This is a genomic window from Rhizobium sp. Leaf262, from assembly GCF_001422245.1.
In the GTDB taxonomy this organism is placed as follows: Bacteria; Pseudomonadota; Alphaproteobacteria; order Rhizobiales; family Rhizobiaceae; genus Agrobacterium.
Genome location: NZ_LMMM01000015.1, coordinates 163,915 through 183,997, shown reverse-complemented (window position 1 = coordinate 183,997; position 20,083 = coordinate 163,915). Strand labels below are relative to the sequence as shown.

At 56.9% G+C, this 20,083-nt stretch carries 17 protein-coding genes; 12 read left to right on the top strand and 5 right to left on the bottom strand.

Translation table 11 applies throughout. From position 1 onward, the window contains the following. Window positions 1-20: 20 nt before the first annotated feature. The 5 genes from oppB to ASF29_RS13415 all read left to right on the top strand — a co-directional run bounded on the left by oppB (window position 21) and on the right by ASF29_RS13415 (window position 6,636). Window positions 21-944, top strand: coding sequence for an oligopeptide ABC transporter permease OppB (gene oppB, locus ASF29_RS13435; RefSeq protein WP_062451171.1), 924 nt, complete (start codon window positions 21-23; stop codon window positions 942-944). Further along, window positions 937-2,067 carry an ABC transporter permease subunit gene (locus tag ASF29_RS13430; protein ID WP_062451170.1) on the top strand — a complete coding sequence of 377 codons (1,131 nt, stop codon included), beginning with the start codon at window positions 937-939 and terminating at the stop codon, window positions 2,065-2,067. The genes oppB and ASF29_RS13430 overlap by 8 nt, the downstream gene beginning before the upstream one ends. 1 nt (window position 2,068) lies before the next feature. Beyond that, on the top strand, window positions 2,069-3,679 hold the full coding sequence (locus ASF29_RS13425; protein ID WP_062451169.1) for an ABC transporter ATP-binding protein: 1,611 nt from the start codon (window positions 2,069-2,071) through the stop codon (window positions 3,677-3,679). A 123-nt stretch (window positions 3,680-3,802) separates the two neighbouring features. Further along, on the top strand, window positions 3,803-4,138 hold the full coding sequence (locus ASF29_RS13420; protein ID WP_062451168.1) for a hypothetical protein: 336 nt from the start codon (window positions 3,803-3,805) through the stop codon (window positions 4,136-4,138). A 155-nt stretch (window positions 4,139-4,293) separates the two neighbouring features. Further along, complete coding sequence (locus tag ASF29_RS13415; RefSeq protein WP_062451167.1) at window positions 4,294-6,636, top strand: EAL domain-containing protein; 2,343 nt, start codon at window positions 4,294-4,296, stop codon at window positions 6,634-6,636. Between the two features lie 13 nt (window positions 6,637-6,649). Here the strand turns inward: ASF29_RS13415 and ASF29_RS13410 are convergent, their stop codons facing one another. Both ASF29_RS13410 and ASF29_RS13405 read right to left on the bottom strand, forming a co-directional pair. Then, entirely contained in the window at window positions 6,650-7,258 is a 609-nt protein-coding gene (locus ASF29_RS13410; protein ID WP_062451304.1) for a J domain-containing protein, read from the bottom strand. A 140-nt stretch (window positions 7,259-7,398) separates the two neighbouring features. Then, the gene (locus ASF29_RS13405) at window positions 7,399-7,989 is read right to left on the bottom strand and encodes a TetR/AcrR family transcriptional regulator (protein WP_244473554.1); all 591 of its coding nucleotides are present in this window, start codon (window positions 7,987-7,989) and stop codon (window positions 7,399-7,401) included. A gap of 236 nt (window positions 7,990-8,225) precedes the next feature. Between ASF29_RS13405 and ASF29_RS13400 the strand changes: the two genes are divergently transcribed. The 5 genes from ASF29_RS13400 to ASF29_RS13380 all read left to right on the top strand — a co-directional run bounded on the left by ASF29_RS13400 (window position 8,226) and on the right by ASF29_RS13380 (window position 13,636). Next, complete coding sequence (locus ASF29_RS13400) at window positions 8,226-9,179, top strand: XdhC family protein (protein ID WP_062451303.1); 954 nt, start codon at window positions 8,226-8,228, stop codon at window positions 9,177-9,179. 135 nt (window positions 9,180-9,314) lie between these two features. Then, a complete protein-coding gene (locus tag ASF29_RS13395; protein ID WP_062451165.1) occupies window positions 9,315-9,848 on the top strand; it encodes a 2Fe-2S iron-sulfur cluster-binding protein in 534 nt (177 codons plus the stop codon). Beyond that, a complete protein-coding gene (locus tag ASF29_RS13390) occupies window positions 9,845-10,834 on the top strand; it encodes a xanthine dehydrogenase family protein subunit M (RefSeq protein ID WP_062451164.1) in 990 nt (329 codons plus the stop codon). The genes ASF29_RS13395 and ASF29_RS13390 overlap by 4 nt, the downstream gene beginning before the upstream one ends. Further along, window positions 10,831-13,131: a xanthine dehydrogenase family protein molybdopterin-binding subunit gene (locus tag ASF29_RS13385; RefSeq protein WP_062451163.1), complete on the top strand. Its 2,301-nt coding sequence runs from the start codon at window positions 10,831-10,833 to the stop codon at window positions 13,129-13,131. The genes ASF29_RS13390 and ASF29_RS13385 overlap by 4 nt, the downstream gene beginning before the upstream one ends. Before the next feature lie 109 nt (window positions 13,132-13,240). Continuing rightward, on the top strand, window positions 13,241-13,636 hold the full coding sequence (locus tag ASF29_RS13380; protein WP_062451302.1) for a cupin domain-containing protein: 396 nt from the start codon (window positions 13,241-13,243) through the stop codon (window positions 13,634-13,636). A 103-nt stretch (window positions 13,637-13,739) separates the two neighbouring features. Here ASF29_RS13380 and ASF29_RS13375 read toward each other — a convergent pair whose 3' ends face one another. Further along, entirely contained in the window at window positions 13,740-15,632 is a 1,893-nt protein-coding gene (locus ASF29_RS13375; RefSeq protein WP_062451162.1) for a DNA/RNA non-specific endonuclease, read from the bottom strand. Window positions 15,633-15,761: 129 nt separating this feature from the next. Then, window positions 15,762-15,992, bottom strand: coding sequence for a hypothetical protein (locus ASF29_RS13370; RefSeq protein ID WP_156462669.1), 231 nt, complete (start codon window positions 15,990-15,992; stop codon window positions 15,762-15,764). 199 nt (window positions 15,993-16,191) lie between these two features. Between ASF29_RS13370 and ASF29_RS13365 the strand changes: the two genes are divergently transcribed. Together ASF29_RS13365 and ligD are read left to right on the top strand one after the other, a co-directional pair. After that, window positions 16,192-16,500 carry a hypothetical protein gene (locus ASF29_RS13365; protein ID WP_062451301.1) on the top strand — a complete coding sequence of 103 codons (309 nt, stop codon included), beginning with the start codon at window positions 16,192-16,194 and terminating at the stop codon, window positions 16,498-16,500. Window positions 16,501-16,556: 56 nt separating this feature from the next. Next, on the top strand, window positions 16,557-19,205 hold the full coding sequence (ligD, locus tag ASF29_RS13360) for a DNA ligase D (RefSeq protein WP_062451160.1): 2,649 nt from the start codon (window positions 16,557-16,559) through the stop codon (window positions 19,203-19,205). Window positions 19,206-19,263: 58 nt separating this feature from the next. Here ligD and ASF29_RS13355 read toward each other — a convergent pair whose 3' ends face one another. Continuing rightward, the gene (locus ASF29_RS13355; protein ID WP_062451159.1) at window positions 19,264-20,076 is read right to left on the bottom strand and encodes a Ku protein; all 813 of its coding nucleotides are present in this window, start codon (window positions 20,074-20,076) and stop codon (window positions 19,264-19,266) included. Window positions 20,077-20,083 lie beyond the last annotated feature (7 nt).

The following is a 20,083-nucleotide window of genomic DNA, read 5'->3' as shown; positions in this document are numbered from 1 at the left end:
TGCCCGGAGCCTAAAATATAATGATCTCTTTTATCCTGCGCCGTCTGGCGAGCGCCGTGCCGACATTGTTTATCGTCGTCACGATTTCGTTTTTCCTGATGCGGTTCGCACCGGGTGGTCCATTCAATCTGGAGCGGCCATTGCCGCCGCAGACAATGGAAAACCTGATGAGAACCTATCATCTGGATGAACCATTGTGGCGCCAGTATCTCATCTATCTAAAGAATGCCGTGACCGGAGATTTCGGTCCCAGCTACATCTATAAGGACAACACCGTTGCCCAGCTGATCGGCAAAGGTTTGCCCTATTCGCTGGAGCTTGGTTTCTATGCGCTCATGCTGGCTCTGATCGGCGGCGTGCTGGCCGGGACGTTTGCAGCGCTTCGGCAGAACAGCCTGTTCGACTTCTCGCTGATGTCGGTGTCGACGGTTGGCGTCACAGTGCCTAACTTTGTTGTTGCGCCGGTGCTGACGCTGGTCTTCGCGGTTTTGCTCGGTCTCCTGCCGGCGGGAAGCTGGGGGGATGGTTCGTTGCGCTATCTTCTGCTGCCGATGATTGCGCTTGCCTTGCCGCAGCTTGCCGTCATCGCACGGCTGACACGCGGATCGATGATCGAAGCCTTGCGGATGGACCATATCCGTACCGCGAAAGCCTACGGTCTTCCTGGTCGCACCGTCGTCATCGTTCATGCCATGCGCGCAGCCATGCTGCCGGTCGTGTCCTATCTTGCGCCTTGCGCGGCTGCCCTGCTGACCGGTTCTGCCGTCATCGAAACGATCTTCACCATTCCCGGTGTCGGTCGCTACTTCGTGCTGGGCGCTATTAATCGTGACTATACGCTTGTCATGGGAACCGTCGTTCTCATCGCGCTGTTCGTCATCGTTTTCAATCTTGTGGTCGATATTCTGTACGGCCTTCTTGATCCGAGGGTCAGACATGACTGATATCCCCGGCACATCAGCCGTTTCTCCTTCGGTGAAAAGCCGAAGCCTGTTCCAGCTTGCCACCATGCGCTTCCGGCGCAACACAGCCGCCATGGCCGGTTCGGTCATGCTGGTGCTGATCACGCTGTTTTCGTTCTTGGGCCCGCATTTCCTGACCCATACCTATGATCAGGTGTTTTCTTCCTATGTTTCCGTACCGCCGAGCCTTGACGCACGGCCCGATGCCGGAAGTCTTCAAGGTGTGATGGAAGGCGTTGCCGAGCGCGCTCGCGTCCAGCTCAAGGAATTCGCCGTCGAAGGCCAGTCGTTCACGGCAACCGTTACCTCTTCCAGCCAGATCGATCCGCGCACCACGCGCTATTTTGATCGCGCCAACGAGTTTGAAAACACCAAGGTCGTGGCAACCGAAGACGATGGCCGCACGCTGAAACTCGAAGGCGATGTGAACCGCGAATATTTCTTCTTCGGCACCGACAGCAATGGTCGCGATCTTCTCGTGCGCGTCATGCTCGGCGGGCAGATATCGATTGCGGTTGGCGTTCTCGCCAGCCTCGTGTCGCTCGGCATCGGCGTCGTTTACGGCGCGACCGCCGGTTACATCGGTGGGCGTGTCGACAATGCTATGATGCGTTTCGTGGAAATCCTCTATTCGCTGCCCTTCGTCTTTCTCGTCGTCGTGCTCGTGGTGTTCTTTGGGCGAAGTTTCATTCTCATCTTCCTCGTCATAGGGGCGGTAGAATGGTTGGATATGGCGCGTATCGTACGTGGGCAGACGCTGGCTCTGAAACGTCGTGAATTCGTGGGTGCTGCGCAGGCACTGGGTTTGACCGACTGGCAGATCATCCGTCGTCATATCATCCCCAACACCATCGGGCCTGTGGTCGTGTTCGTCACTGTCGTGGTGCCGAAGGTCATTCTTCTGGAAAGCTTCCTGTCCTTCCTCGGTCTGGGTGTGCAGGCGCCCTTGACCAGCTGGGGTGCGCTGATTTCGGAAGGTGCGCAGAACATCCAGTCGGCGCCATGGCTTTTGATCTTCCCGGCGACCTTCTTCGTGCTGACGCTGTTTTCCTTGAACTTTGTGGGCGATGGGTTGCGTGATGCGCTCGATCCCAAGGATCGCTGATATGAATACGACATCTGAAACCATCCTGACCGTGCGCGGTCTTAAAGTCGACTTCACCACGCCGGATGGCGATGTGAACGCCGTAAAGGGTATCGATCTCGATGTGAAAGCAGGTGAGACGCTGGCTGTGGTCGGTGAATCCGGCTCCGGCAAAAGCCAGACCATGATGGGCATCATGGGTCTGTTGGCCGCCAATGGCCGCGTTCAGGGTTCCGCCAAATATCGCGGACGGGAACTGGTGGGTTTACCGGTGGCTGAGCTCAACGACATCAGAGGCGCGAAAATCACCATGATTTTCCAGGAGCCGATGACGTCGCTCGATCCGCTCTACAAGATCGGCAAGCAGATCGCCGAGCCCATCATTCACCATCGCGGCGCAAGCAAGGCCGAAGCACGTGCGCGGGTGCTGGAACTGCTGAAGCTGGTTGGCATTCCCGACCCCGACAGACGCATCGATAGCTATCCGCATGAACTGTCCGGCGGGCAGCGCCAGCGTGTCATGATCGCCATGGCGCTGGCCAACGAACCCGATCTATTGATCGCGGACGAGCCGACCACGGCGCTCGACGTCACCATTCAGGCGCAAATTCTGGATTTGCTGAAATCGCTCCAGCAGCGGTTCGGCATGGCCGTCGTCCTGATCACCCACGATCTGGGCGTCGTGCGCCATTTTGCGGATCGGGTTGCGGTCATGCGGCGCGGTGAGATCGTGGAGACGGGATCGACCGACGATATTTTCGAGCGCCCGCAGGCGGACTATACGAAAATGCTTCTGGATGCCGAACCCAGTGGTCACAAGTCCCCTGTTGGCCCTGATGCTCCTGTCGTTCTGTCCGGTCAGAATGTTACGGTGGACTACGAGATACCCGGTGGCCTCTTTACCAAGGCCAGCGCTTTCAGAGCGGTCGAAGGCGTCAGCGTCAATCTACGGCAGGGCCAGACCATCGGTATCGTCGGTGAGTCCGGATCGGGCAAATCGACGCTGGGTCGTGCTCTGTTGCGGCTTACACCATCGACCGGACGGCTGTTTTTCGGCAAGACGGAGATTTCAAGCCTTGGCAGAAAAGCCATGCGCCCCATGCGCCGTCAGCTTCAATTGGTGTTCCAGGATCCTTACGGCTCGCTTTCCCCGCGCCAGACGGTTGGGGAAATCATCACCGAGGGTCTGTTCGTTCACGCGCCGGAACTCAGCCGTGCCGAACGTGACAAGCGCGCCATCGAAGCGCTGAAAGAGGTGGGGCTCGATCCTGCCGCCCGCAATCGCTATCCGCACGAGTTCTCCGGAGGCCAGCGTCAGCGTATTGCCATCGCGCGAGCGATCATCCTCAAGCCTGATGTCGTCATTCTCGACGAGCCGACCTCTGCGCTGGACCGATCCGTTCAGGGCCAGGTGATTGATCTTCTGCGCGAACTACAGAAGACGCATGGGCTTTCCTACATCTTCATCAGCCATGACCTTTCAGTCATCAAGGCCATCTCAGACTATGTCATCGTCATGAAAGATGGGAAGATCGTGGAGGAGGGTGAAACCGACGGCATCTTTAGTAATCCCCAGGCAGATTACACCAAGACACTGATACAGTCTGCGTTTTCAGCAGACGCTGCGGCGTAAAGACTCGCGCCCGGCTTCGCCGCCGGGCGTTTCTCCTTGTCCGGCCAAGGAACAAGCTCCTCACATCTGCGTTATGATCTCGTGAAGATTGACGTGTGCCACCATAGGCACCCAGGAGGAAATATGTTCAAGGTCATTCAGATTGCTGGTCTTGCCGTTACTATGGCCTTTTCGGGTTTTGCCATGACAGGTTCTGTGTCTGCGCAGGACATGGAATTGAGAATCGGCCGCGATGGCGTTCGTCCTGTGATTCGCGATCGTGATCGCGATATGGACCGCCGTGGCCCGCCTCGCCGTGGTTGCGGTGAACGCGAAGCCCGTGCAGCCGCTCGCGCATCTGGCCTGCGCGATCCCGAAATCGTCCGGGTTACGCCGCGCCGCGTGATTGTCGAAGGATTTACCCGTCGCGGTCCAGATACCATCACTTTCGCCAACGAGCGCGGGTGCCCCGAAATCTGACGTAACCGTTCGTCAAATAAGTTGTACTACATTGAAACTCGCCTTTAGCGAGTTTCTTTGCGTTGAGGCTATCCACTACAATTTGGATTAGTAATTTCTAAATTTAACTGTACTAATAAACATAGATAGTTGCACATTATTGGGGATAGATCGCAGTGTTCGCCGTACTTGAATGTGTTGCGTTACAGCATGACCGCCGGATCGTTTTTCTGGCCGCCGTCATCGCATTGCTCGGAATGCTCTCCTTTTACCATCTTCTGCTGCGCGCTGATGAAAGTCCGTTAAAGCGCCGGCCCTACTGGGTTCTGGTCGCAGCCTTTGCCTCGGGACTAAGTGTCTGGGCCACCCATTTCATCGCCATGCTCGCCTATCAGGGTAGCTTTCCCATCGGCTTTGATTTTCCCTTCACCGCCTTGTCCGCCATCGTCGCTGTCTTTGGTTTCTGGCTGAGCCTTCAGTTTTTGTGGCAAAAGACCGGTGCCATTCTGCTATCGGGCTGCGCGATAACACTCGCCGTTGCCGCCATGCATTTCATTGGCATGGCAGGAATGCAGGTCGCGGCGACGATTGAATATCGGCTGTTGCCTATCCTGGTCGGTACCGGTGTCACCGTCATGCTGTTTTGCCTGTCATTCCTGTGTTTCCGACGCTTTCGTGGCCATAAGCGCGTGACGCTTTCCGCTGGCGCAGCCATTCTGGGCGTGCTGACACTGCATTTCACGGGTATTTCCTCAACCATTCTCGTTCCCGACCCAAGCATTGCCGGTCCACAGATCGATGGCGCGGACCGCATGATTTTGATGGTGGCGATTAGTGGCGTCACTTTCTTTGTGCTCCTCGCTACCGGCATTGCGGCTCTGATCGACCGCTATCTCGTCGACCTGAAAGGACTTGTCGGAGCAACACTGGATGGACTGGCCGTCGTTCAGGAAGGGCGCATCGTTGAGGTCAACAGCCGGTTTGCCGGACTGTTCGGAGCAAGCGAAGCGTCTCTCATCGGGATCAATGCCGACGAACTCATGCATGCCGATGATGGCATTCCCGCGCATCTGCCGCGAACTGCTGCCGTTGAAGCTGTACCCAACCGAGGCGATCGTTCACGAACTTTCGAGTTGGCGGTCAGAACCATAGAGTATCGTGGTCGTCCCTGCGAAGTCATGGCGGTACGGGACCTGACCGAAAAGCGCCGCGCACAGCGAGAGGTGGAATATCTTGCTCGTCACGACGTGCTGACGGGTCTTGCCAACCGCACGATGTTCCAGGAGCGGCTCAATAACCACATCTCCATTGCTCAACCCAAAGACCAATTCGCACTGCTGGCGCTTGATCTGGATCGGTTCAAGGCGGTCAACGATTTATTCGGGCATGCCGAGGGAGATCGGGTTCTCAAGGATGTGGCACGCATGCTGCAGCAAACCGCCCGCGCGGGTGATCTTGTTGCGAGACTGGGTGGGGATGAGTTCGTCATCCTGACAGCATTCGGCACGACGAGCGACGAAGCCCGCGATCTGGGCGATCGTATTCTGGAGACATTCCGAAGGGAGATGAACTGCATCAGTGACCCCACCGCCGTGGGGGTAACCATCGGTATCGCGGCGTTTCCGGCCAATGGAGAGGACAGCGAGACATTGATGCATGCAGCCGATCTGGCTCTTTACAGGGCCAAGATCAATGGCCGTGGTATTATTGCATTCTACGACCTGGCCATGGATCAGGAGACAAAGGAACGGCGGCGGCTGGAGTCCGATCTGCGTCAAGCCATCAGCCGTAACGAACTCGAACTCCTCTACCAGCCAGTACACTCTGTCGAGAACGGGGCGGTCGCGGGTTATGAGGCTCTGGTGCGCTGGCAGCATCCAACACGCGGCACGGTGCCGCCTGACGTCTTCATTCCAATCGCGGAAGAAAGTGGCATCATCATCGCGCTGGGCGAGTGGATATTGCAGGAAGCATGCTCCACGGCCGTGCGCTGGGAGCCGCATATAAAGGTTGCGGTCAATATTTCGCCGGTGCAGTTCTCTCTGGCCAACCTTGCCTACACCATATGCTCAACGCTGGAGAAAACCGGCCTTGCGCCGTCGCGGCTGGAGCTCGAGATGACGGAGGCGGCGCTTCTGAAAGACCGCGCCATCACTCTTTCCACCATGAGGCAATTGAAGCGCTTGGGCGTGACGATCGTGATGGACGATTTCGGAACGGGCTATTCTTCGCTCAGCAATCTGCGGAGCTTCCCCTTCGACAAGATCAAGATCGACCGCAGTTTCATTGCCGCCATGAAGCAGGATGAAAATGCCCACACCATCGTGCGCGCTATTATCGGTTTGGGCCGCAGCCTGGATTTGCCGGTGACTGCCGAAGGTATCGAAACCGATAGCCAGTACCGCATGGTTGTCGACGAGGGCTGTACTCAGGCTCAGGGATATCTCTTCGGCAAGCCGGAACGATCGGTCAAGCCGGTCAGCTTCAAGTCGAAACGATTCCATAACGCGAACGCGTGAGGGCTCTGCCGGCTCAGCAGAACCCGTTCAGCTTGAGAATCTTATAGGCCTCGATGGATGCTCGCAGCTGATCCTCTGAGTTGCGATCGCCCTGGTTGACATCGGGGTGATGCATCTTGAGCCGGTTCTTGTACTGGCTCCTGATCTCTTCCGGTGTTGCATCATGGTCAAGACCAAGGGTTTCGAACGCCTTTGCCTCGAGCACTTTCAGTTTACGCTTCTGAAGCTCTGCCTTCTGCGCCTCGCGCTGGGCAGCGCTCTTTCGCGCATTGAGCGCTTTTGCAGAGCCGGAGCGCATAGTCAGCGGAAGCGGCATCTCGGTCGACTGGTTGATCCTGCTGCCAATCGTCTTGCGGCTTCCGAGCACGGCTTCCTTTTGATAACGCGCAACGGTGGCGTCTGATGGCGCAGAGGTGAAGCTGTACCCCTTGTTGTACTCTTTTACATGTTCGAGACAGAACAGCAGATACAAACCTTCTGCGCTAGGACCGACGGGTGCGCGATGCGTACCCACCTTGTCACAGCCGTCCCAATGGCACTTTGGCCCTGTTGCCTCGCCCTTGGACGCCGCACTCTTCTTGCGCGTCGATTTGAGCCCAACGAATATCTTAGAATCACTCATGAAGCCTATATGGACCGAGTGCGTCACCTCGGCAAGATTTTGTATCGGAGAATGGTGCGGAAAGACGCTGTCGTGACGCTTTGCCCTTTCCATGCGAGGTTAATTCCCATCTCACGGTGGAAATGCGGAAGGGAGGCTACCTAGTTTCGGATGCGCAATCCATCCATGATGAGACGAACAATCCGGTGAGCCCTGTCGCGCCAGTCGGGTTGGTCGGGGATGGAATAGATGCCGAAGAGCGCATTCAGGACATCGGTCGGCTCAATATCGTCTTTGATTGCGCCCGCCGCAGCTGCGTTGGCGATCAGCAGGCCGAACGTGTTCTGGAGCTGTGTCGCGCCCTCGGCAAAAAGAGAGGAGTTGGATGTGAACAACAGTTTGAGGCTACTGGCCATCCCGCGTTTCGCGGCCAGATAGCTGACGAAACGGTTCATCCATTCTTCCAGGGCGACATCGGGAGCGCTCTCGGCCATGAGATCCGTCGCCGCTTTGGCCAGCAACTCCAGCTCGCGCCGATAGACGACTTCCACCAGATTTTCGCGGGTCGGAAAATGCCTGTAGAGCGTGCCGATGCCGACAGAGGCGCGGCGGGCGATCTCCTCGAGCGATGCTTCAGCTCCCTGTTCAGCAAAAGCCGTGGCGGCAACCTCGATCAGCCTATCGCGATTGCGGCGTGCATCGGCGCGCAATCTTGGCTCGGCTGGGGGCGTCGGTTGACCGTCCTTCGGCACTGAATTGGACTCCACATAAAAGACTTGACGAATAAACGTCAGTCGCTAAGTTAAACGGAGGCGCCTCCGTTTATTCACGGCGCCCTCTATTCCTTAAACAAGCGGGGAGTGGATGTCATGCCGAAATCAATGGACCAAGCGACCGAGGTTGTCATCTGGAACCAACCGGCAGCGATGCGGTTCTTGTTTTCACTTTAGCTCATAAGCAGGAACTTGTCATGACGGCATCGAAAGACATGACTTTGCCCAAAGAACGCGTCGGGTCTCATGGAGCGGATGAGCTTCCCGTCCCTAAAAAAGCGTTTTCGACGGATAATCCCATCGAAATTTTCCAGTTTGCCATCGATGCGGTCGACAAAGGTTTCAAACTTGCCCTTTGTACGCTCGTCGAAATCCGAGGCGGTTCGTCGAGGCCGCTGGGCGCACATATGGCTGTGGCCGATAACGGTTCCTACTGCGGCTACGTATCGGGTGGCTGCACTGAGGCGGCCGTAGCGGCAGAAGCATTGCAAGCCATTTCCGCCGGTCACGATCGCTTCGTCATGTTGGGGGAGGGGTCGCCCTTCTTTGACATCGTGCTTCCCTGCGGTGGCGGGATCACCGTGGCAATCCACATTCTGCGTAACGTGACGCCGTTGTCCTCGGTCGTTGGCTCTGTGAATGCACGGCAAAATGCATCCCTGTCCTACTGTCCCGCCAAAGAAGCGCTTTCATTCGGCGCAGTCGGCACGGCGACGGGGTGGGATGACGAGGTTTTCAAGACACTCTACCGCCCTGCGGTTCGCATCGTGCTGTCGGGCAGGGAGCTCGAAGTCGAGATGACCAGTAAAGTTGCCAAGGCTGCCGGTTACGATGTGATCCTCCACTCGCTAGAAGATCGTAGCTTCGATGCGTCCGTCATCGATGAAAACACAGCGGTCGTTTTGCTCCAACACGATCTGGATCAGGAAATGGCGCTATTGACGGCAGCGCTCGGTGCGCAGCCCTTTTATATCGGTGCGCTTGGCAGCGCTCGGACCCACGAACGGCGCGTTCAGCGTCTGCAGCAGGAAGGGCATTCCAACGAGGTGGTCGGACAGATCAAGGCTCCGATCGGTCTTTTCGGCAGGGCCAGAGATGCACAGTCGCTTGCCTTATCGGTTATCGCTGAAATCGCGGCATGCCGTCAGGCTGCGTTACCGCGACACTAGCGCCATACATCAATCATAGCCGCAACCTTTTTCGCGGCTCAAGCAGGCAGGCATGTTCTTCTGAAGGACAGGTATTCCCGTGGGCGCCGTCGCCCGCTCATCACATTCAATGCGTTTATCCAAGGGAGATGTCATATGCATTTTACCATCAACGGAGAAGCTATCGAGGCCGAGGTGGATATCCGCACTTCGTTGCTTGATCTCATGCGGAACCATCTCGGCATGACAGGCACCAAGAAAGGATGCGACCAGGGCGCCTGTGGTGCCTGTACGGTGCTGGTCGACGGCGAGCGCATCAATTCCTGTCTTGCACTGGCGGTCCAGTATCAGGGGCGCAGCATTACAACGGTCGAAGGATTGGCCGTGAATGGCAATCTCCATCCGTTGCAGCAGGCCTTCATAGAGCATGATGGTTTTCAGTGCGGCTACTGCACACCCGGTCAACTCTGTTCCGCCATCGGCATGGCAAGCGAACTCCAGCGCAACATTCCCAGCGCCGTCACGGCTGACCTTTCCGCAGCTGACATCACGGCAAGCGAAACGGAAATCCGCGAGCGTATGAGCGGCAATCTCTGTCGATGCGGTGCCTACAACGGCATCGTTGAGGCAATTTCCGAAACATTGGCGGGACAATCGGCAGCATTGGCACAAGAGAGGGCGAGAGCATGAATATCTTCTCATATCAGCAGGCATCCGACGCTGCATCTGCAATCAATCTGAAGGTGTCAGGAACTGCGTCGAAATATCTGGGCGGCGGCACCAATCTTGTCGACCTCATGCGCGAAACCGTAGAGCAACCGGAAACGCTGGTCGATATATCGCATCTTTCCGGCACCGTCGAACAGCGTGCCGATGGCAGCCTGATGATAGGTGCTGCCGCCAAAAACACGGCGCTGGCGGCCCATCCCGTTGTGCGATCCGAATTCCCGATGCTGTCGCGGTCCATCCTCGCAGGCGCGAGTGCGCAAATCCGCAATGTGGCAACGGTTGGTGGCAACATCCTGCAACGCACCCGCTGTCGGTATTTTTACGACAATGCCGCCCACTGTAATAAGCGCCAAGCCGGTGCAGGCTGTGACGCGATCGAAGGGTTCAATCGTTATCACTCCATTCTTGGAGCATCTGAGGCCTGTGTCGCGACCCACCCTTCCGACATGTGCGTTGCGCTGGTTGCGCTTGACGCGATCGTGCATTTGCAGGGCCCTGCTGGTGCCCGAACCATTCTGTTGCGCGATCTGCACCGACTGCCAGGAGATCAGCCGCAGGTGGAAACGGAGTTGCAGCCGGATGAACTGATCACCGCCGTCGAGATACCATCTCTCGCCTTTGCAGGCCGCTCGACCTACCGCAAGGTCAGGGATCGTGCCAGCTACGCCTTTGCTCTCATATCCGTCGCTGCAGCTCTCGATATCGACGAGGCAGGTCAGGTGCGCGACGTAAGGCTGGCATTGGGCGGTGTTGCCCATAAACCGTGGCGGGCCGTGAAAGCCGAAGCCTTGCTGAGGGGCCGTGGTGCAGATGCGGAAAATTTCCGGGCGGCAGCGGAGGCCGAGCTGGCAGATGCTGTCGGCCTTCGTGACAATGCATTCAAGATTGAACTCGCGAAACGAACGATCGTCGCAGTTCTCGATCAATTGAAGGGAGAAAACGCATGAGCGCCGAAACCCAAAGCGTAACAGAAACAAGAAAGTCGGGTCGCTGGCAGCCCGCCGTGACGACAGATCCGCTGCTTCGCAAGCACGGCGCGCTCGGTCAACCTTTGTCTCGCATCGATGGGCCGATGAAGGTACAGGGCCGGTCGCGGTTCGCCGCCGAGTTCTCTTTTGAAAATATGAGTTATGCTGCGCTTGCCTTCAGCAGCATTGCGCGCGGACGCATTACCTCGCTCGATGTGGACGCGGCCAAAGCCGCCCCAGGGGTGACGCTTGTCATGACCTACCAGAATGCGCCGCGGATGAAGGCACCATCGCTGATGATGTCTTCAGCGACAGCCGCCGGTGCAAGCGATCTTCCGGTGATGCAGAACGACGAAATCCACTGGAATGGCCAGCCTATTGCTGTGGTTCTTGCGGACACGCAGGAGCAGGCCGATTATGCCGCGTCTCTCGTCAAAGCCAGCTATGCGTTACTTCCGGCAGTGACGTCCTTCGATGACGCGAAGAAGAAACCACGGCAGCTCGACAATATTCTGGGCCAGCCGCCAGTGGTAGAGATTGGTGATGCCGAAGCTGCGCTTAAAGCAGCCGAGTTTCAGGTCGACGTCACCTATCGCACCCCGCGCCATAACCACAATGCCATCGAGCTTCATGCGGCGACGGTTGCCTGGAACGGCGAAGAGTTGCGTGTGCATGATGCCAGCCAGCTTCTGGACCTGACAGCTGGGCAACTTGCCGACATTTTCGGCCTCGAAACCGGCAATGTCCGCGTAACCTCGCCCTATGTCGGTGGAGGCTTCGGTGGGAAATGTCTCTGGGATCATCAGATTCTCGCCTGTGCGGCCTCGAAACTGTCCGGTAGGCCGGTGCGGATCATGCTGTCGCGCGAAGGCGTCTTTCGCATCATTGGCGGACGCACGATCACCGAACAGCGGGTGGCTCTGGGCGCTTCTGCGGATGGTACGCTGGATGCCTTGATCCACACGGGTACGGCGGCGATGACGCCACACAATTCCTGCCCGGAGCAATTCACCTTTCCGGCCCGCCACATGTATGCAGCCAAGACCATCCTTACCTCGCAGAATGTGGCCGACATGGATATGCTGGTCAACACATTCATGCGTGCGCCGGGTGAATCGGTCGGCACGTTCGCTCTAGAATGTGCACTCGATGAACTGGCGGACAAGATGGCCATGGACCCCGTCGAGCTTCGTCGCCGCATAGAGCCTGAAACGGACCCGACGACCGGCAAGCCTTTTTCATCCCGCTATCTGGTGGAGGCGTATGAGGAAGGGGCAAAGCGGTTCGGCTGGCAGCATCGCAACCAAAAGCCACGTCAGCGTCGTGAAGGCGAATGGTTTATCGGCATGGGTTGCGCCACAGCGACCTACCCCTATCATCGCTTTCCGGGCGGGGCCGCGCGGATCAGGCTGACAGCAGACGGTCATGTCACGGTGTCGACAGCCGTGCACGACATGGGAATGGGAACCGCAACGGTTCAGGTTCAGCATATTGCAGCGCGCCTTGGGATTCCGGTCGACCATGTCACGTTCGAATATGGTGATAGTAGTCTGCCGCGTGGCGTGATTGCCGGTGGCTCTACTCAAACGGCATCGATTGGCGGCGCGGTTATTGCGGCAACCGAAGTCTTCGTGGAGGAACTGATCAAGCTTGCCGGTAATGACTCGCCGCTGGCAGGGCTGTCGCTCGACGACGTCGAACCAAGAGACGGTGGCCTTGCGCATGTGAGCGATGCCGGCCGTTTCGAAAGCTACCAGTCCATTCTGCGCAGGGCAGGGCGCGACGAGCTGATCTGTGAGGCAGACGCATCTGAACCCGCAGAAATGCAGGCCTTTTCGATGCACTCCTATGGTGCGCAGTTCTGTGAGGTAAAGGTGAGTGCGATCACCGGCGAAATCCGCGTATCGCGTTTCCTCGGCTCTTTCGATGCCGGGCAAATTCTCAACGAGAAGACGGCAACGAGCCAGTTCAAGGGCGGTATCATCATGGGCATCGGTCTTGCCCTGACGGAGGAGACCAATTTCGACGAGCGGACCGGCCGCGTGGTCAACGCATCGCTGGCGGATTACCACGTACCGGTCCAGATGGATGTTCCGGCCATCGATATTCTCTGTCTCAACAAACCGGACCCGCAAGCGCCCATGGGTGCGCGTGGCATCGGCGAGATCGGAATTACGGGGGTTGGAGCAGCCGTTGCCAATGCCGTGTACAATGCGACAGGTATTCGCATTCGCGACCTGCCGATCACGCTAGACAAGGTGCTGGAAGGGCTGTGACAGCCGCCTTTTGATCATGACGAGTGTCGGGCACCCCCAGGTGTTTGGCACTCGTCTGGCTTTTGAAAGGGATTTCAGTCATCTGAAGGGAAACAAGAAGGACGAGGCTATGGACATCAGCAGAAACGGCTCGCAGCCATCAACAAAGGGACCATCGGACTGGTTCACGGGAACGGTTCGCATCGATCCGCTTTTTACTCCCAATGAAGCCAGGCGTGCCGCAGCAGGGCAGGTCACGTTCGAGCCGGGTGCCAGAACCGCATGGCACACGCATCCCCGAGGCCAGACGCTGATCGTAACCGCAGGCTTGGGCCTCGCTCAGCGTGAGGGTGGTCCTGTCGAAGAAATAAGACCGGGTGATATCGTATGGTTCGAACCTGGCGAAAAGCATTGGCACGGTGCCTCCCCCACCACTGCCATGACCCACATCGCCATTCAGGAAAGCGAAAATGGGAAAGTCGTCGACTGGATGGAGCATGTCACCGACGAGCAGTATCGTCGTTAGACGGCTCAGCGAAGCCGCAAGACACTTTGTCACTAAGTGAGACAGCAAAACCGGACCTGACCCACAATGGCGGGTCAGGTGTACAAGTGTCGTACCGTCCTGCTCAAAGCACGAGATCGCCGGGTAGCCGAATTTCCTTCATCGTCGTTTGTGACGCGATCAATGCCTCGCGGCTAGCCGTTTTAGCAATCAGTTCGGGACGCAGAAGCAAATCGCTCTCTTCTATGGCGCCGAAATCAAGCGCCGTCTTCACTGCAAGCTCTTTCAACGAAACCTGGTAAAGACGGAATGGGTCCAGATCGAGAGATTCCAGATCGTTCAGGAGGTTTTCCTGAGACAGGATGAAGGCAGCGCACCGTAGTTTTCCGTCGGTTCCGACATAGCCGATGATCTTCCAGAAAGCCCGAGGGATCGTCGCGCCACGATAGACGATGTCGTCTTCACCAAAGATTGGACCGGCCTGTACCGAAAGTTTGATGTCCTGCAGATCAGCCTGCTCGAAAACAAGATTTTCCAGCTCGCCCCAGAGGCCCTTGCGCGAGGACTGGTTGTAACGCTCGTGTTGGGGCGCGATGTTGGTGAAATAGAAGGAGTCGCTATTGGCCTGTTTCGCTTCATCCACCGGCCCCCAGCAAAGGTCTGCGCGGCGGGCGATGTGGCCGCGATCGATGCGGTTGTCGACGTAAAAATCGTTGCCGAGTTGATATTTGGCGTCGATCCGCGGATCGAGAGAAAAACCCTTGCGCGGCAGAACCACCATCCGTGTACCGTCGATGTTCCAGGCAACGTACCGGGCCATTCTTCGCTTGGCGCTGAGGCAAACCGAAAAATGGGTGTAGGGAATGGTTTGGCCGCGCTCGAAATTCACCGCATCGCGCTTCAGTCCCGTCGACAGTGTTGGAACGGGAAGGGAAAGACCAAGAAAGTTTGCATCATATCCATTGCGCGGAACGACGCTTTCCATACCTGAAACGGTCGACAGAGTGGCGACATCAGGTTCGAAGACGAAATCCAGTTTCTTTTGTACCGATGCCGGATAGCATGCCAGCGCATGCTCGTCGGCAACGGCATCACTCTCGCCGGCAAAGTGCAGGCCGGCGAAGATATCGGTTGCTTTGCCCTTTTCAAAGATGAGCCAGGCTGCGCCGGAATCTCCGCCTTTGCTGATTTCGCCATCGCTCGGCAACGCATCCTTGTCCGGGCCGATTTCGAAACCGCCAATCGCCTGCTCACCGGCTGGAGCGCCGTAGTCGATCTTGGCCATGACGTCGATGCGACGCACGATGCCACGCGTATTGGCTGTCGTTCGCCCGGATTTGATGACCTTGTCACCCAAAGATACCTGCGCCATGCGCTTGGGCACCACATTGAGGCCATAGACCGAACGATCGTAGTCACGGAAACGGATGCGGGCCAGCGCACAATCTCCCGCCGCCCCCAAATGGCTTCGTAGCAACTCTCCCACGCCGTTGCTCGAGACATTGTTGTCGTCGTAAGGTCCGGGTTGGACGATCGGATCACCGATGCGGCCCTCGTTTCCGTTCAGGACGTGCCAGTTGGACAGGATGCAGGGTGTACCAGTTGCGCGGTCGAAGACGATAAGGCCAATGGTTCCGGCGGTTTCGGCAATGTGGGAAACGCTGACGCCGGGTCTTATCGGATCGATACGTTGTTTGCGCATATCGATCTGTTCGGGCGCTACGATCTTGAAGGATGGGCTGTAGGACCGCTCGATGACGTCAGTCGGCACTGCGGTTCCGTTGACGTCTATCGTCTCCGGAACTCTTTTCGTTGCCAAGGACTCAAGGGCAGACTCGCCCTTTCTGCCAACGGTAAACTGAATGCAGATCGGACCATCGCCATTTTTCAAGCCGATGCCGACCGACGTTATGTTGGGGTCCTTCAGGTAATCCGCACCTTTTGCGCGAATATGCTGGCGCAGGTCGTTTTCGGTAATGCTGGTGGTCTTGGCTTGCCCGGTTGTTTTTCGAACCATGTCATTCCTCCAGAAAGCATTTGCTGCTTCGTCACTAAACCTCGAATTGAAAATATCGAGGCTAGGGGAGGCTTATGACAGAAGAATGACGTGCAACCAGACCGTTTGCTCTGGCCACACGGGCATCCATCACGCTGCGAACGTCACGATCACGCCCCGCTGACGGAAATAGGCCTGCATCAGTTTACGACCGGAGCGGTTGTTGTGCGCAAGCTTCGATGGATCGAACGTCGCTTGTTTCAAACCTTCGCGCGCTAAGGCCTGCTTAAGAGCGGCAATATGTGTATCGATATCGTCGTTGTCGGCCTGAAGCGATGCGTAAATCTTATCGGTGGCTTCGGCTACGGTCATTTCGCTCAAGGTCGTTTATCCTCTGATGGCTGATGCCCAGCCGGATAACACGAAGTGCCGGGGCGATCCAGCTTACAAAGACGATGCGTGCCCGGGCCGGGTGGAGATATCATCAGGCCTGCAGTGGAACTTCTGCCTGCGCCTCCGGTTTTCCGTTCACCTGAAATGCTTCGATCCAGCATTTCTTCAACGAAAAGGAAACACAGACATGGCAGACGACAGCACGACAACCATTCGGGCGACTTTCGAAACAAGAGCGGCGGCTGACCTTGCAATTGAACACCTCGTTCAGCAACACGGCATCTCCAGACCTGACATCTTCGTTCAATCCGCAACCGCTGAAAACACAGCGGGGTCCCGACCATCGGGCGGCGATGCTTCCCATGAAGACGGCGCGCGAGAGGATGCTGCGCTGGAAGGTGAAATCGAAGTTTCAGCCGACATCGCCGCCGATCAGGTGGATTCCGTACACCGCAGTCTTGGCGATGCAGGTGCAATCCGCGTATCCGGTCGCTGATTCTGCCAACGGCAGGCATGATATCGTTTTCCGGGTGTCGAAGGACTTCGCGATCAATGGCTGACAATCTTTCTCAATATCGTTCGAAGCGGGATTTCAAGCGGACTGCGGAGCCGAGTGGCGAGGCTGAGATCAAGCCATCGAACCGAGGCCGCTTCGTCATTCAGAAGCACGATGCCACACGCCTCCATTACGACCTTCGCCTCGAGCTTGACGGTGTGTTCAAATCCTGGGCGGTCACGAGGGGACCATCCCTTGACCCTCAAGACAAACGCCTTGCTGTTGAGGTCGAGGATCACCCTCTCGATTACGGCGACTTCGAGGGAACAATTCCAAAAGGCCAGTATGGCGGCGGCACCGTCATGCTGTGGGACAGGGGCTATTGGCAGCCGGAAGGCGATCTGTCTCCTCAGGAGGCTCTTGCCAAGGGCGATCTCAAATTCACACTGGATGGTGACCGCCTGCATGGCAGCTTCGTTCTGGTGCGGATGCGCAAGGATAGGGATGGTGGAAAACGAACCAACTGGCTGCTGATCAAACATAAGGACGACTTTTCGGTCGAAGAAAACGGTGCTGCGATTTTGGACGAAAACACCAAATCTGTGGCGTCTGGACGCACGATGGACGCCATCGCGGCGGGCAATGGAAAGAAGCCTAAGCCCTTCATGCTCACGGGCGGGGCCTTGGATGCGGACGCCGTTTGGGACAGCAGTAAGGGCCTTGCTGCCGAACAGCGAAAGGAAGACGATAAGCCGTCTCGAAAATCGACAAAAAACGGTTCCGCAAAGCGTTCATCGTCGTCTTTACCCGATTTCGTCTCACCGCAGCTGTGCGTGATCCTTGATCGCCCGCCCGCGAGTCAGGGCTGGATACATGAAATAAAGTTCGATGGATATCGTATTCAGATGCGGGTCGAAAACGGCAATGTCTCATTGAAAACCCGCAAGGGCCTGGACTGGACCGATAGATGGCCGGCGATCGCAGCTTCGGCATCCGCTCTTCCAGATTGCATCATAGACGGCGAGATTTGCGCGCTCGATGAGAACGGCGCGCCCGATTTTGCGGCGCTGCAAGCGGCGCTTTCTGAAGGCAAGACGGATGATCTCGTCTACTTCGGTTTCGATCTGTTGTTTTCCGATGAAGGAGACTTGCGAGAGCTGCCGCTCTTGGAGCGCAAAGAGAAGTTGCAGGCCTTGCTATCGAGCGTCGAAAGCGACCCTCTTCTTCGGTTTGTCGAACACTTCGAGACGGGCGGCGATGCCGTGCTGAAATCGGCCTGCCGTCTCTCATTGGAAGGGATTGTCTCCAAACAGGCGGATGCCCCGTATAAATCCGGTCGCGGCGAATCATGGGCGAAATCAAAATGTCGGGCAGGGCACGAAGTGGTGATCGGTGCCTACGCGCTCAACACCGGTAAATTTCGTTCGCTGCTGGTTGGCGTCAACCGCGGGAAACACTTCGTTTATGTGGGGCGTGTCGGCACGGGTTATGGCGCGAAAGTGGTCGATAAACTGCTGCCGAAGTTGAAAGAGCTGGAAACGTCGAAGTCGCCCTTCACAGGCATCGGAGCGCCCAAAAAATCGCCGGATATCGTTTGGCTCAAGCCCGAACTGGTCGCCGAAATCCAGTTTGCTGGCTGGACAGCGGATGGCCAGGTTCGCCAGGCTTCCTTCAAAGGCCTGCGGGAGGATAAACCCGCCGAGGATGTGGAAGCTGAGACGCCTTCATCCCCGGAGAAACTGGAGGTGCCTGATCCAGACGCAGCCAAATCTTCGTCAAAGCGGTCCCGAAAAGGTGGAAAGGTCGAGGTCATGGGTGTGATGATTTCAAGCCCGGATAAGTCGCTTTGGCCTGACGCAGGGGATGGCCGGCCGGTGACAAAAGTTGACCTCGCTCAATATTATGAGACGGTAGGCCCTTGGTTGATCGACCATATCAGCGGTCGCCCATGCTCGATCATTCGTACGCCTGATGGCATTGATGGTGAACAGTTCTTCCAAAGGCATGCCATGTCTGGCGTGTCTAATCTGCTCGAACTGGTGACCGTTTCTGGAGATAAGAAGCCTTATCTTCAGATCGACCGTGTGGAAGGGCTTGCCGCAATTGCACAATTGGGCGGCGTCGAGCTTCATCCATGGAATTGCCAGCCCGGACACCCGGAAGCGCCGGGCCGCTTGGTCTTCGATCTCGATCCCGGACCGGGTGTCGAATTTTCGGCCGTTGTCGAAGCGGCGCGTGAAATCCGTGACCGCCTAGAAGAACTCGGTCTTGTGAGCTTTTGCAAAACCACGGGCGGAAAAGGGCTTCATGTCGTTACCCCTCTTACAGCGTCTAAAAGCAAGACGCTCGACTGGGACGCCGCCAAGGCTTTTGCGCATGATGTGTGTGAAAAGATGGCGCTCGATAGCCCTGATCTCTATCTCATCAAAATGGCTAAGAAACAGAGAGAAGGCCGGATTTTCCTCGACTATCTGCGCAATGACCGCATGGCGACCGCCGTTGCGCCACTTTCGCCTCGGGCAAGGCCGGGCGCGACGGTTTCGATGCCACTGAACTGGACGCAGGTGAAATCAGATCTGGACCCCACACGGTTTACTATACGATCTGCCCCTGGGCTTTTGAAGACAAGCGACGCTTGGCGCGACTACGACGATGGTTATCGCTCGCTGGATCAAGCAATGAAGCGGCTCGCAAAGTCGAAGTAGCATCTATTTCTCTGCAAATGTCTAAAGGCGGCGAGGCGATTTGCCTCGACACCGATCCCTAATTTAATTTCCGTGATTTCATTTCCTTGGACACAGATTTGCGCAGGGCATCCATGATGTCGATGACATTCGACGCAGGCTCCTGCTTGGCATTCTTGCCTTTCACACCCTTTTTCGGTCCAGCCGTCTTTTTCTTGCGGGCGATCAGTTTCAGCAGGCTCTCCTGGATCGGATCACTCACCATATCCGGTGACCAGCGCGCCATCTTCTTTTTGATCAATTTCTGGACCATCGGGATGAGATCTGGGTCAGCATCGTCATCGATCTCGTCAAAATAATTCTCTTCGGGGCGAACTTCGTCTCCGAAACGCAACGACCAGACCACGATTCCTTCGTCGCGCGGCTCCAGAATGATAGCCCGCTCACGTCGCCCCATGACAAGCTTCGAAACGCCCACGACCTTTTCGCCCTTCATCGCTTCACGAATAACGGCGAAGGCTTCGTTTCCGACCGTATCATCGGGAATGAGATAGTGAGGTTTTTCCAGATAAATCCATTCGATGCTGTCAAAAGGAACGAATTTCTCGATATCGATTGTTTTGACGGTGTCGAGCGCGACAGCGTCGAGATCGTCATCGGTCAGGATGACGTAATCGTTCTCGCCGCGAGCGTAGCCTTTTGCCTCATCGTCTTCTTTGACGGGTTTTCCCGTCACGGAGTCTATGTATTGAGACACGACCCTGTTTCCGGTGTCCTTGTTGAGTGTATGAAACCTGACCTTTTCGCTTTCGCTCGTGGCCGGTGTCATGCTGACCCGGCATGTGACGAGGGAGAGTTTCAGGTAGCCTTTCCAGTGCGGACGCGTTGCCAAGCCCTAT